The organism is Kocuria sp. CPCC 205297 (assembly GCF_040981035.1).
In the GTDB taxonomy this organism is placed as follows: Bacteria; Actinomycetota; Actinomycetes; order Actinomycetales; family Micrococcaceae; genus Kocuria; species Kocuria marina.
This window is the reverse complement of record NZ_JAVKPY010000001.1, coordinates 56,490-68,879: the sequence shown is the minus strand read 5'-3', so window position 1 is coordinate 68,879 and position 12,390 is coordinate 56,490. Positions and strand designations below refer to the sequence as shown.

12 protein-coding genes and 1 riboswitch are annotated in these 12,390 nt (G+C 69.4%); of the genes, 11 read left to right on the top strand and 1 reads right to left on the bottom strand.

Annotated elements, in window-relative coordinates:
* The first annotated feature begins 44 nt into the window (after nt 1–44).
* From dxr to RF650_RS00320, 8 genes are all read left to right on the top strand, one after another.
* A complete protein-coding gene (gene dxr / locus RF650_RS00355) occupies nt 45–1,304 on the top strand; it encodes a 1-deoxy-D-xylulose-5-phosphate reductoisomerase (protein WP_165489853.1) in 1,260 nt (419 codons plus the stop codon).
* A gap of 53 nt (nt 1,305–1,357) precedes the next feature.
* A riboswitch (SAM riboswitch) is annotated at nt 1,358–1,472 on the top strand.
* Between the two features lie 96 nt (nt 1,473–1,568).
* Nucleotides 1,569–2,453, top strand: coding sequence for a MetQ/NlpA family ABC transporter substrate-binding protein (locus RF650_RS00350; protein ID WP_064845993.1), 885 nt, complete (start codon nt 1,569–1,571; stop codon nt 2,451–2,453).
* Nucleotides 2,450–3,502, top strand: coding sequence for a methionine ABC transporter ATP-binding protein (locus RF650_RS00345; protein ID WP_311253927.1), 1,053 nt, complete (start codon nt 2,450–2,452; stop codon nt 3,500–3,502). The genes RF650_RS00350 and RF650_RS00345 overlap by 4 nt, the downstream gene beginning before the upstream one ends.
* Nucleotides 3,502–4,158 carry a methionine ABC transporter permease gene (locus RF650_RS00340; RefSeq protein WP_035963525.1) on the top strand — a complete coding sequence of 219 codons (657 nt, stop codon included), beginning with the start codon at nt 3,502–3,504 and terminating at the stop codon, nt 4,156–4,158. The genes RF650_RS00345 and RF650_RS00340 overlap by 1 nt, the downstream gene beginning before the upstream one ends.
* A 175-nt stretch (nt 4,159–4,333) precedes the next feature.
* Complete coding sequence (ispG, locus tag RF650_RS00335) at nt 4,334–5,500, top strand: flavodoxin-dependent (E)-4-hydroxy-3-methylbut-2-enyl-diphosphate synthase (RefSeq protein ID WP_035963522.1); 1,167 nt, start codon at nt 4,334–4,336, stop codon at nt 5,498–5,500.
* A complete protein-coding gene (locus RF650_RS00330; protein WP_131333217.1) occupies nt 5,497–6,357 on the top strand; it encodes a DUF4081 domain-containing GNAT family N-acetyltransferase in 861 nt (286 codons plus the stop codon). Before ispG ends, RF650_RS00330 begins: the two co-directional genes overlap by 4 nt.
* A 98-nt stretch (nt 6,358–6,455) precedes the next feature.
* Complete coding sequence (locus tag RF650_RS00325; protein WP_368813804.1) at nt 6,456–8,282, top strand: proline--tRNA ligase; 1,827 nt, start codon at nt 6,456–6,458, stop codon at nt 8,280–8,282.
* A 21-nt stretch (nt 8,283–8,303) separates the two neighbouring features.
* Nucleotides 8,304–9,110 carry a TSUP family transporter gene (locus RF650_RS00320; RefSeq protein WP_368813803.1) on the top strand — a complete coding sequence of 269 codons (807 nt, stop codon included), beginning with the start codon at nt 8,304–8,306 and terminating at the stop codon, nt 9,108–9,110.
* Between the two features lie 19 nt (nt 9,111–9,129).
* Here the strand turns inward: RF650_RS00320 and RF650_RS00315 are convergent, their stop codons facing one another.
* Nucleotides 9,130–10,140 carry a hypothetical protein gene (locus RF650_RS00315; protein ID WP_368813802.1) on the bottom strand — a complete coding sequence of 337 codons (1,011 nt, stop codon included), beginning with the start codon at nt 10,138–10,140 and terminating at the stop codon, nt 9,130–9,132.
* 96 nt (nt 10,141–10,236) lie between these two features.
* Here RF650_RS00315 and rimP point away from each other — a divergent pair, with 96 nt between their 5' ends.
* The 3 genes from rimP (at nt 10,237) to RF650_RS00300 (ending at nt 12,310) form a co-directional block, all read left to right on the top strand.
* Complete coding sequence (gene rimP / locus RF650_RS00310) at nt 10,237–10,728, top strand: ribosome maturation factor RimP (protein WP_131333213.1); 492 nt, start codon at nt 10,237–10,239, stop codon at nt 10,726–10,728.
* 146 nt (nt 10,729–10,874) lie between these two features.
* Complete coding sequence (gene nusA / locus RF650_RS00305; protein WP_064845967.1) at nt 10,875–11,852, top strand: transcription termination factor NusA; 978 nt, start codon at nt 10,875–10,877, stop codon at nt 11,850–11,852.
* 125 nt (nt 11,853–11,977) lie between these two features.
* The gene (locus tag RF650_RS00300) at nt 11,978–12,310 is read left to right on the top strand and encodes a YlxR family protein (RefSeq protein WP_368813801.1); all 333 of its coding nucleotides are present in this window, start codon (nt 11,978–11,980) and stop codon (nt 12,308–12,310) included.
* Nucleotides 12,311–12,390: the final 80 nt, after the last annotated feature.

Genomic DNA, 12,390 nt, shown 5'->3' with positions numbered 1-12,390 from the left:
TGCGGCGCTCACGCGATACTGGGGTCATGACTTCCTCCACCGGCATGACCCCCGATCTCGACTCCGCCACCCGGCAGGCCCCCCGGCGCCTCGTGATCCTGGGGTCCACGGGATCCATCGGGACGCAGGCGCTCGACGTCGTGTCCGAGGCCGCGGGGCTGCGCCGGCCCGTCTGGGATGCCACCCACGAGCCCTTCGAGGTCGTGGCGCTCGCCGCGGGCGCGGGTCACCTCGAGCTGCTCGCTCAGCAGGCCGTGACGTTCGGTGTCCGTGCGGTGGGCACGAGCGGTACGGCGGACGACGCCGCCCGGTTGCGTGAGCTGATCGCGGACCGGTCACGCGCGGCGTCATCGGCGGCACCCGAGGTCCTGTATGGGCCGGACGCTGCAACCCGGATCGCGCAGTGGGAGGATTCGGACCTCGTGCTGAACGGGATCACCGGGAGCATCGGGCTCGCACCCACCCTGGCGGCGCTGGGAGCGGGTCGGCGGGTGGCGCTCGCGAACAAGGAGTCCCTGATCGCGGGCGGTCCGCTCGTGTTGCGCGCCGCGGTGGACACGGGCCTCCAGGACGCGCTGATCCCCGTGGACTCCGAACACTCGGCGATCGCCCAGGCCCTGCGCTCCGGGACGGCCTCCGAGGTGCGCCGGCTCGTGCTCACGGCGTCCGGCGGACCGTTCCGCGGCATGACGCGCGAGCAGCTCACGCGGGTGACACCCGAACAGGCCCTGCAGCACCCCACGTGGGACATGGGGGTCATGGTCACCACGAACTCCGCGACCATGGTCAACAAGGCACTGGAGGTGCTCGAGGCGAGCCTACTGTTCGACGTCCCCCTGGACCGGATCGACGTCACCGTGCATCCGCAATCGGTCGTGCACTCCATGGTGGAGTTCGTGGACGGATCCACCCTGGCGCAGGCGTCCCCGCCGGACATGCGCCTGCCCATCGCGCTCGGAATCGGCTGGCCCCACCGCGTGACCGGCGCCGCCGCGGGGTGCGACTGGACCCGGGCCGCACAGTGGACGTTCGAACCGCTCGATTCGCAGGCGTTCCCCGCCGTGGAGCTCATGAAGCACGCGGGTTCGCGCGGCGGGACGTGGCCCGCGGTGTTCAACGCCGCCAACGAGCAGGCCGTGCACGCGTTCCACCGCGGGGCGCTCGGCTTCACGCAGATCGTGGACATGGTCGAGCGTGTGCTGGAGGATCACGACGGCGTCACGCGGCCCACCCTCGAGGACGTCCTGGGGGCGGAGGAGTGGGCCCGGGCCCGCGCGGACGAACGTATCGCCGGGATGGCATAGGGCCCTTCCTGCGGTCGTCGGCCCATGGCAGGGCCGTGCTAGAATTCCGGGTGGATGACGAGATCCGGCGCGTAGCTCTGGCTGGCCGGACGGCAACCCTCTCCCGTAGCGGGGTGCCCCAGATGACCATCCGGTCGCGGTTGCAACAGATCACGGCAAGTGCGGTTCCCCGGAAATCAGCACGTGCCCGTCCCGTGAGCCCTCATCCAGGGGGGACTGTTCGCCCCGCGAGTCCCCGTCACAGAACCCTGGAAAGGCATGATCATGCGAACCAAGCGTTTGATTCCCGTCGTGTTGGCCACCACCCTGGGCCTCACCCTCACCGCGTGCGGCGGCGGCTCCGACAACTCGGACCCGGCCGCGGACGGCAAGATCACCGTCGGGATCGTGGGCTCGACCCCCGTGCAAGACGCGTTGAAGCAGGTCGCCGCGGACAACGACATCACGGTCGAGTACGTGGACTTCAGTGACTACAGCCAGCCGAACCCCGCTCTGAAGAGCGGTGACATCGACATGAACTGGTTCCAGCACATCGCGTACCTCGCCGATTACAACAACAACTCCGGGGACACCATCACTCCCGTGGGCTCCACGTCCATCTTCCCGCTGGGGCTGTACTCCAAGAGCGTGAAATCCGTGGGCGACTTCAAGCAGGGTGACGAGATCGCCGTGCCGAACGACTCGATCAACCTGTCCCGCGCCTTGAACCTCTTGCACCAGCAGGGTCTCGTGGAGTTCACCAAGGACACGATCGCCCCCACCGAGCAGGACATCGACACCGCCAAGTCCAAGGTCACGGTCCGCCCGGTCTCCGCCGAGCAGACCGTGCTGTCCATGGACTCCGTGGCCGCCTCCGTGGTCAACAACGACTTCCTGGACCGCGCGAACATCGATCCCAAGTCCGCGCTGGCTCAGGACGATCCCACCGCGGACAGTGCCAAGGTGTACGACAACCTCTTCGCCGCGACCGAGGCGAACGCGGACAACGAGACCCTGAAGAAGGTCGCGAGCTTCTACTACGACGACAAGGTCCAGGACGCGGAGAAGACCGAGACCAAGGGCACCGCAGTGCCCACCAAGGTGGATCAGCAGGAGCTCAAGGACTTGCTGGCCCGCTACTCGCAGGACCTCAAGGAGCAGACCAAGTGAGCCCGTCCGCCACGGCGGACACCCTGGTCAGTTTCCGGGACGTGAGCAAGGTCTTCGTCACGGGGTCCAAACGCCGCCCGCACACCGTGACCGCGGTGGACTCCGTGGACCTGGACATCCGCCGCGGTGAGATCTTCGCGGTGATCGGCTACTCGGGGGCGGGCAAGTCCACCCTCGTGCGGCTGATCAACGGCCTGGAACCGATCTCGTCCGGGACGCTCGAGGTCGCCGGTAGCCGTGTGGACGGGCGCAGCGAGTCCCAGCTGGCGCCCATCCGCCGCAAGATCGGGATGATCTTCCAGCAGTTCAACCTGTTCACGTCACGCACCGTGGCGGGCAACATCGAGTACCCGCTCAAGCGTGCCGGGTGGAAGCCCGAGGAACGCAAGGCGCGGGTCGCGGAACTGTTGGAGTTCGTGGGCTTGACCGAGCGCGCCGGGAACTACCCCGAGCAGCTCTCGGGTGGTCAGAAGCAGCGCGTGGGGATCGCCCGCGCGCTCGCGAGCAATCCCGAACTGCTGCTCGCGGACGAGTCCACCTCGGCGTTGGACCCGGAGACCACCCAGGAGGTACTGGGTCTGCTCAAGCGCGTCAACCGTGAGCTGGGGATCACCATCGTGTTGATCACCCACGAGATGGACGTGGTGCGGGCCACCGCGGACCGCGTGGCCGTGATGGACAGCGGTCGTGTGGTGGAGACCGGGACCACCGCGGAGGTCTTCGCCCACCCGCGGGCGCAGACCACGCGCAAGTTCGTCTCCTCGGTCACGCGCACCGTGCCGCGCGCGGACGAGATCGAGAAGCTGCGCCGGGAACACCCCGGGCGGCTCGTGCTGGTGGACGTCACCGACCAGAACCAGATCGGGGACGTGCTCTCGGACGCCGCCCGTGACGGTGTCAGCTTCAACATCGCCTTCGGGGGGATCTCCATCCTGCAGTCACAGTCCTTCGGAACGCTCACGCTGTCCCTGACCGGTTCGGACGAGTCCGTGGACCGCGCCGTCGAGAGTCTGCGCGCCGTCACCACGGTGCGGGAGGTGAGTGAGTGATGGAGTGGTCTGCTCTGGGCCCGCAGTTGCTGGACGCAACCGGGCAGACGCTGTATATGGTCTCCGTGACCCTCGTGCTGGCCGGGCTCATCGGCCTGGCCGTGGGCATGGGGCTCTACGTGACCCGGCGGGGCAGCATCCTGGAGAACGGTCCACTGTTCACCGCGCTGAACCTCCTGGTGAACTTCGTGCGTCCCATCCCGTTCATCATCCTGCTGGCCGCCCTGGGTCAGGTCACGGAATCGGTCGTGGGCACGCGCCTGGGCCCCAACGCCGCGATCTTCACCATGACCATCGGCGCTACGTTCGCGGTGGCCCGCATCGTGGAGCAGAACCTCATGACGGTGGATCCCGGGGTGATCGAGGCCGCGCGGTCCATGGGGGTCTCGCGCTGGAAGATCATCACCACGGTGATCCTGCCGGAGGCGCTCGGCCCGCTCGTGCTGGGGTACACGTTCCTGGTCATCGGCATCACGGACATGTCCGCGATGGCCGGTGCGATCGGTGCCGGCGGTCTGGGTGACTTCGCGTTGCGCCTGGGCTACCAACGCTTCAACGACCAGGTCACGTGGGCCGCAGTGATCGTGATCATCATCCTGGTCCAGCTCGTGCAGTTCTTCGGCAACTGGCTCGCGCGCAGGATCATGCGCCGCTGACGCTCACGCGCCCCATACCATGGCGACGCCGCCCCCGGAACATTCCGGGGGCGGCGTCGTGTTCGGCGCATCACGTGCGGCTGTAGCACGTGGGAGGAGTGGGGCACAATGGACAGTGCAACATCGCGGGGCGCGCGTCACGGGCCCCGGACGCCACTTCCTTGGGAGGCAATTCGTGACCTCGGTCAATCTCGGTATGCCCGCCGCGCCCCAGCCGGTGCTCTCGCCCCGGCGCAAGACCCGCCAGATCCAGGTGGGTTCGGTGGGTGTGGGGTCGGAGCACCCGATCAGCGTCCAGTCGATGACCACGACCCCCACCACGGACATCAACGCCACGCTGCAGCAGATCGCCGAGCTCAACGCCGCCGGTTGCGACATCGTGCGCGTGGCGTGCCCGTCCCAGGACGACGCCGACGCCCTGCCCATCATCGCCATGAAGTCCCCGATCCCGGTGATCGCGGACATCCACTTCCAGCCCAAGTACGTCTACGCCGCGATCGACGCCGGGTGCGCCGGTGTGCGCGTGAACCCGGGCAACATCCGCAAGTTCGACGACCAGATCGAGGGCATCTCCCGTGCGGCGGAGGCCGCGGGCGTGTCCATCCGGATCGGCGTGAACGCGGGCTCCCTGGACAAGCGCCTGCTGCAGAAGTACGGCAAGGCCACCCCGGAGGCGCTCGTGGAGTCCGCCGTGTGGGAAGCCTCGCTGTTCGAGGAGCACGACTTCCACGACTTCAAGATCTCCGTCAAGCACAACGACCCCGTGACCATGGTGCGCGCCTACCAGTTGCTCGCCGAGCGCGGGGACTGGCCGCTGCACCTGGGTGTCACGGAGGCCGGCCCGGCACTGCAGGGCACCGTCAAGTCCGCGACCGCCTTCGGCATCCTGCTCGGTCAGGGCATCGGGGACACCATCCGCGTGTCCCTGTCCGCGCCTCCGGTCGAAGAGGTCAAGGTGGGCAATCAGATCCTGCAGTCGCTTGGGCTGCGCCCGCGCAAGCTCGAGATCGTCTCGTGCCCCTCGTGCGGGCGCGCGCAGGTGGACGTCTACAAGCTCGCCGAGGAGGTCAACGAGGGCCTGGCCCACCTGACCGTGCCGCTGCGCGTGGCCGTGATGGGCTGCGTCGTCAACGGCCCGGGGGAAGCCCGCGAAGCGGACCTGGGCGTGGCCTCGGGCAACGGTAAGGGCCAGATCTTCGTGCGCGGTGAGGTCATCAAGACCGTTCCCGAGGACCAGATCGTGGAGACCCTGCTCGCCCAGGCCAATGAGATGGCCGAGAGCATGGAATTGGACGAGAACGGCCAGCCGGTCGAGGGTGCGCCGGTTGTGACCGCCGGGTGATCCTGCGCCGCGCCCCGCGGGTGCTCTCACCCGCCGCCGTGAACCAGTCGGCACTGGACCGCCTGCTGGCGCGGCACGCGGTGTCCGGGGTGTTCGTCGCGGCGCACGTGGCCCGGATCCGGGCCGCCCGCGGTCGGCGGCAGCCGCCCGTGATCGGTGTGGTGGACTCCTCCGGCGAGCTCGTGGGCGCGTGCTGGGCGGGAACCAACGTGGTACCCGTGGTGCTCGACGAGACCGGGACGGACCTCGTCGCGGACGTCCTGGCCCGCGGCGGCCCCCGCTTCGCCTCGTTCTTCGGTCCCGCCGATCCCGTGCTCGGACTGTGGGAAAGATTGCGGGACACGTGGCCCGAACCCTTCGACGTCCGTCCCGTGCAACCGCTGCTCGTGATGGACCGTGATCCCGCACCCGGGTTGTTCACGGGGCCCGCCCGCGATGTGCGATGGGCGCAGGACGAGGACTTCCCTCGCGTGCTGCCCGCGGCCGCGGCCATGTTCACCGAGGAAGTGGGGTACTCCCCCTTCACCACCGGGGCGGAGGGTTACCGCCAGCGAGTGCGCTCCCTCGTGCGCGATCGCAGGACCGCGGTGCTCACCGACGAGCACGGCACCGTGATCTTCAAGGCGGACATCGGGTCGCTGCACGGGTCCGTGTGTCAGATCCAGGGTGTGTGGGTGGACCCCGAGCACCGGGGGAGGGGACTGGCCGTGCCGTGTATGGCCGCGACCGTGGCGCTCGCCCGGCAGTATGTCCCGACCGTGAGCCTCTACGTGAACTCGTTCAACGCACCCGCCCTGGCCACATACCGCCGAGTGGGTTTCCGGCGGCACGGGGATTTCGCCACGGTCCTCCTGTGAGCCCCCGGGCCCGGCGTGCGCCGGTGCCGCGCAGCGATAGACTCGCGGGGATACCCGCCGCTTCGATCGATCCCTTCACGGGTGGATAGGATCCCTTCATGCCCCTTCGCCTGAGTTCCTTGTTCCTGCGCACGCTGCGCGAAGACCCCGTGGACGCAGACGTGGACAGCCACAAGCTCCTGGTGCGCGCCGGGTACATCCGCCGCGCGGCGCCCGGGATCTACACGTGGTTGCCCCTGGGGCTGAACGTCCTGGGGAAGGTCGAGCGGATCGTGCGCGAGGAGATGAACGCGATCGGCGCCCAGGAGGTGCACTTCCCGGCGCTGTTGCCGCGCGAACCCTACGAGGCCACCAACCGCTGGACCGAGTACGGTGAGAACCTCTTCCGGCTGCAGGACCGCAAGGGCGCGGACTACCTGCTCGCGCCCACGCACGAGGAGATGTTCACGCTGCTCGTGAAGGATCTCTACTCGTCCTACAAGGACCTCCCGGTCTCGCTGTACCAGATCCAGACCAAGTACCGGGACGAAGCCCGCCCCCGCGCGGGTCTGCTGCGCGGGCGGGAGTTCATCATGAAGGACTCCTACTCGTTCGACATCGACGACGCGGGGTTGGACGAGTCCTACGCCAAGCACCGCGCGGCGTACGTGCGGATCTTCGAACGCCTCGGCCTGCCGGTCGTAGCCGTGTCCGCGACCTCGGGGGCCATGGGCGGATCCCGGTCCGAGGAGTTCATGCACCCCTCGTCCGTGGGTGAGGACACCTTCGTGCGCTCGGCTGGAGGCTACGCCGCGAACGTGGAGGCCGTGACGACGGTGGTCCCGGAGCCAATCGACTACGCGGACGCTCCCGCGGCCCAAGTGCACCGTACCCCCGCGAGCCCCACGATCGAGACGCTTGTGGAGCGCTCCAACGAGTTGCACCCCCGCGAAGGCGAGCCGTGGACCGCCGCGGACACGCTCAAGAACGTCGTGCTGTCCGTCTCGTTGCCCGGTGGTAAGCGTCAGCTCGTGGCCGTGGGCGTTCCCGGGGACCGCGACGTGGACCTCAAGCGCGTGGAAGCCGGGATCGGTGAGGCCCTCGGACAGGGCGGTGAACTCGAGGTCGCCGCCGCGACCGAGGACGAGCTGCGTGCCGTGCCCGAACTCGTCAAGGGCTACATCGGTCCGGGTCTGAGCCGCGACGACGCCCTGCTCGGTTCCGAGTCCCGCACGGGCATCCCGTACTTCGTGGACCCCCGCGTGGTGCCGGGCACCTCGTGGATCACCGGCGCGAACGTGGCCGAGACCCACGTCTACCACCTGGTCGCCGAGCGCGACTTCTCGTGGGACGGCACCATCGAGGCCTGCACGGTGCGTGACGGGGACCCCGCACCGGACGGTTCCGGGCCCCTCGAGATCGCGCGTGGCATGGAGATGGGCCACGTCTTCCAGCTCGGGCGCAAGTACGCCGATGCCCTCGGGCTCAGGGTGCTGGACAGCAACGGCAAGCTCGTGACCGTGACCATGGGCTCCTACGGTGTGGGCGTGACCCGCGCGCTCGCGGCCGTGGCGGAGTTCTACCACGACGACAAGGGCCTGTTGTGGCCGCGCGACCTCAGCCCCGCGGACGTCCACGTGGTCGCCACGGGCAAGGGCACGGAAGTGCTCGAGGCCGCGGAGGAGATCGTCGCGCACCTCGAGGACGCCGGGATCAGCGTCCTGTTCGACGACCGTCCCAAGGTCTCCCCGGGTGTGAAGTTCGGCGACGCCGAGCTGCTGGGCGTACCCACCGTGCTCGTGGTGGGCCGCGGGCTCAAGGACGGGATGCTCGAGCTCAAGGACCGCCGCAGCGGGCAGTCCCGGGACATCGCGCGCGAGGACGTGGTTGCCGAACTCACCGCCGAACTGCGCGGATCGGACACCCCCGCGGACGACACCCTGTAGTCCTGGCCCGGGTGTTCCGTCATGGACCTGTCCTCCCTCGCGGGCTCCGGTCTGGACTCCGCCGCCTCCGGCTTCGTCATGCTGCTGGTGCTCACCGGTTTCGCCGCGGGGTTCATCGACGCCGTGGTGGGCGGTGGAGGGTTGCTCCAACTGCCCGTGATGCTGCTGATCCCGGGCATCACCCCGGTCCAGGCGCTCGCGACGAACAAGATGGGCTCGGTCTTCGGCACGACCACGTCCGCGGTGACGTTCTACCGTCGCGTCCACCCGGACCTGCGCACCGCGCTGCCCATGGCCGTCGTGGCCCTCGTCGCGTCGGGGGCGGGTGCGGCCGTGGCCGCCGCACTCCCGGCCGCGGTGTTCAAGCCGATCATCGTGCTCGCGCTGATCGCCGTGCTCGTGATCACGGTGGCCAAGCCGTCCATGGGTCAGCTGACCGCGCTGCGACACACCGGCGCGCGGCACTACGGACTGGCTGTCGCGCTGGGCGCCCTGATCGGTTTCTACGACGGCGTCATGGGCCCGGGAACGGGGTCGTTCCTGATCATCGGGCTCGTATCGTTACTGGGCTACAGCTTCCTCGCGGCGAGCGCGAAGGCCAAGATCGTCAACCTGGCCACGAACATCGGCGCCATCGCGGTCTTCGCCGCGCACGGTTCCGTCCTGTGGGGGCTGGGTCTCGTGCTCGGGCTCAGCAACGTGGCCGGGGCTTACATCGGCGCGCGCACCGCGGTGGCCCGGGGCAGCGCGTTCATCCGCGTGGTCTTCTTCACGGTGGTCACGGTGTTGATCGCCAAGCTCGGGTGGGACGTCCTCACAGGTCGCTGACCGGCGCGTGCGCCGCGCGTCAGTCCCTCCCCGGCAGGGCGGGCACCGGGTGTTCGGGGTCCAGGTGCTGCGCTGCGACGGCCGTCTCCAGCAGCCCCGTGAGCAGCCACTCCCGGTCCTCGGGCGACGACGCCCCCACGGCGGACACGAGCGCGGCGCTCGCCTCGCGCAGTGTCCCGCCCACCGCTCGGGTGGGGTCCTCCGCGAAGCCGGCGGGCAGGACGTGACCGCCCGCGACGGGTGCGGGATCGCACGACAACATCGGAGTCACCGCCGGCTCACGCAGCGTGGCATCGAGCGTGTCCGTGACCGCGTCCATGGTGCCCCTCTGTGCGGCGTCGGCCGGGATCCGCGCAGCGGCCGCCTCGGCGGTGAACCGCGCACGGTCCAGGGCCGTGACCGCGGCGAGCTGCGCAGGTTCGCACGACGACGCCGCGTCGTCGTCGGTGTCCCCGCCGTCCCCTTCCTCGGTGGGTACTTTCGATGCCGCTCCGCTGACAGGGCCGTCACCGTCCCGTTCCCCTGCGGATCCGTCCGACGTTGCGGGGGAACCCGGCCCCGAACCCGCCTCGCTCTCTTCTGTTCGGCGTGCGGTGGGGTCCGCGCCAGCCGGCAGTGGCTCCGCCGCCCACCACGACGCGGCGACGCTCGCGGCGGTGGCCGCCAGCTCCCCGTTCGGCGAGGTCCTGGCGACGTCCTCGAGCCGGGCTGCGGCGTCGGCCAGTGAACTCGGCGGGACCCCGGTACCGCGTGCCTCGAGGTGGCGGGCCTGGGAGGGAGTTGCCGCCGGACCGAACGCGGCCTCCTGATCCGCCAGGACGGCGTCGGGAAGGACCGAGGGATCGGGGTGCAGGTCTGTGCGCACGGAGGCGACGGTCGCGCGCGCGCCGAGGCGTGCGTCGTCGTCGTCGGACAACGAACGCCAACGAGCCCACAAACCCGCGGCGAGCACGAGCACCAGGACCAGGGTGAGCGCCACGGCCAGGACGCGCCAGGCGCTGGTGGGGGGTGCGGGCGGGCGAGAACTCACGAATTCCTCCGGGGGACGGGTCTGTTCCATGATAGGGAGCAGCACGCAGGACGAACGCGGCGCGGTGACGCCGCGAGCCGCACGAGGAGGACGGACATGACGACAGTGGACGAGGCGCGCATCCGCGCGAGCGTGGAACCGGTGGTCGAGGCCGCCGGGCTCTTCCTGGAACAGTGCGAGTTCACGGGCCAGGGCGGGAACCGGACGCTACGCGTGCTCGTGGACCTGCCGGACGGTACAGACTCTCTGAGCCTGGACCGCGTGGCGGAGGTGGCGCGGCAGGTCTCCGACGCCCTGGACCGTGACGACCCCGTGCCCGGCCCGCCCTACGAACTCGAGGTCTCCTCGCCGGGGGCCACGCGCGACCTGGAGACGCCGCGGCACTGGCGGCGCAGCGTGGGCCACCTCGTGCGGATCCGGCCCGCGGAGGGGGAGCGCTACTCGGCGCGGCTGCTCGAGGCGCACGAGGACCACGCCGTGGTCCAGCGCTGGCACCAACCCAAGAAGGGAATGCCGGTGAAGTACCTGGACCCCGAGCGCGTGGCCTACGCGGACGTGCGCGGTGCCAAGGTGGAGGTGGAGATCTGACGTCCCCGCGGGGATGTACGATAGCCGCAAGAACACGAGACAGACCCATGCAGCAGCGCTCCGCACCCCGCGTGCGGCGCGCTGTTTGGTTCCCGGCCCCGAATACGGTGCGGAACCCCCGCGTGGTGCGAAGGAAGGCCGGACACATGGACATCGACATGAGCACCCTGCGCTTGCTGGAACGCGAGCGCGACATCCCCGTGGACGTGCTGATCCCCACGATCGAACAGGCCCTGCTGCTCGCGTACATGCGCTCGCCCGGGGCCATCAACGGCGCCCGGGCCGAGGTCGATCGTCGCAGTGGACACGTGACCATCTGGGCTCCCGAGCTGGACGAGAACGACGAGCGGGTGGGCGAGTTCGACGACACCCCGTCCGGTTTCGGTCGTATCGCCGCCGCGACCGCGCGCCAGGTCATCCTGCAGAAGCTGCGCGACGTCGAGGACGACAACGTCCTGGGTCACTTCAAGGGCCGCGAGGGGGAACTCGTCTCCGGTCAGATCCAGCAGGGCAACAACCCCAAGATGGTCCAGGTGAACCTGGGCACCGTGGAGGGACTGCTGCCGCCGCACGAGCAGGTCCCCGGGGAGCGCTACGAGCACGGTCAGCGGATCCGCGCGTTCGTCGTGGAGGCCAAGCGCGGGTTCAAGGGCCCGTCCATCACGCTGTCCCGCTCCCACCCGGATCTGGTGCGCCGACTGTTCGAGATGGAGGTCCCCGAGATCGCGGACGGTTCCGTGGAGATCGTGACCCTGGCGCGCGAGGCCGGGCACCGCACCAAGATGGCCGTGGCCGCCAAGCGCCCCGGGGCCAACGCCAAGGGCGCGTGCATCGGTGACATGGGTTCGCGCGTGCGCGCGGTGATGAACGAGCTCGGTGACGAGAAGATCGACATCATCGACTACTCGGACGATCCCGCCCGGTTCATTGGCAACGCCCTGTCCCCGGCGCGGGTGTCCCGGGTGAACGTGCTGGACGAGGGTGCCCGCTCCGCGCGCGCCGTCGTCCCGGACGCCCAGCTGTCCCTCGCGATCGGCAAGGAGGGGCAGAACGCCCGCCTGGCCGCGCGGCTTACGGGGTGGCGCATCGACATCGTCCCCGAATCCCGCGCGACGGATCGCTGAACAACCCCAGGATTCGGGGGAATCCCGCGCGGCGCGCTAGACTTTGCTCTGATCAGGTCGACCATCGTCCTTCCGCGCGGTTCCGTGCCGCCTGAAAACCGGACGACGGGTCATGAGGAGCGGGGATGAGCGTCAACAGTCTTCGTACCTGTGTGGGGTGCCGAGAGGTGAGCCCCCCTGATCAACTCGTCCGCGTGACGATGGAGGACACGCCACAGGGCCCCCGGGTCGTGGCGGATCTTCACCGCCGAGCGGGAGGCCGAGGAGCTTGGGTGCACGCCACCCGGCAGTGCGTTGCCACCGCGGTGCGCAAACGGGCGTTCCATCGCTCGTTCCGTATCGTCGTGACCACGGACGATCTCGAGCAACAGCTGCGCGTCCTCCTGCCGGTGCAGGAGGACGAACACCAGGAAAGCGAGTCAGAAGCCCATGGAAAACCAATGAGTGCCGGCCGATGAGTGCCTTCGAGTACTCAACCCGCGGCCACGTGGGACGCACGTGTGCGTCCGGTGGCCACGTCAACGGAAAATAAGCGGTT

Excerpts from the sequence above, each read along its gene's own strand:
- RF650_RS00340 (WP_035963525.1), top strand. The coding sequence starts at position 3,502 with ATGGAGTGGTCTGCTCTGGGCCCGCAGTTGCTGGACGCAACCGGGCAG.
- rimP (WP_131333213.1), top strand. The coding sequence starts at position 10,237 with ATGACGACAGTGGACGAGGCGCGCATCCGCGCGAGCGTGGAACCGGTG.
- RF650_RS00300 (WP_368813801.1), top strand. The coding sequence starts at position 11,978 with ATGAGCGTCAACAGTCTTCGTACCTGTGTGGGGTGCCGAGAGGTGAGC.
- RF650_RS00350 (WP_064845993.1), top strand. The coding sequence starts at position 1,569 with ATGCGAACCAAGCGTTTGATTCCCGTCGTGTTGGCCACCACCCTGGGC.
- RF650_RS00325 (WP_368813804.1), top strand. The coding sequence starts at position 6,456 with ATGCCCCTTCGCCTGAGTTCCTTGTTCCTGCGCACGCTGCGCGAAGAC.
- dxr (WP_165489853.1), top strand. The coding sequence starts at position 45 with ATGACCCCCGATCTCGACTCCGCCACCCGGCAGGCCCCCCGGCGCCTC.
- nusA (WP_064845967.1), top strand. The coding sequence starts at position 10,875 with ATGGACATCGACATGAGCACCCTGCGCTTGCTGGAACGCGAGCGCGAC.
- RF650_RS00320 (WP_368813803.1), top strand. The coding sequence starts at position 8,304 with ATGGACCTGTCCTCCCTCGCGGGCTCCGGTCTGGACTCCGCCGCCTCC.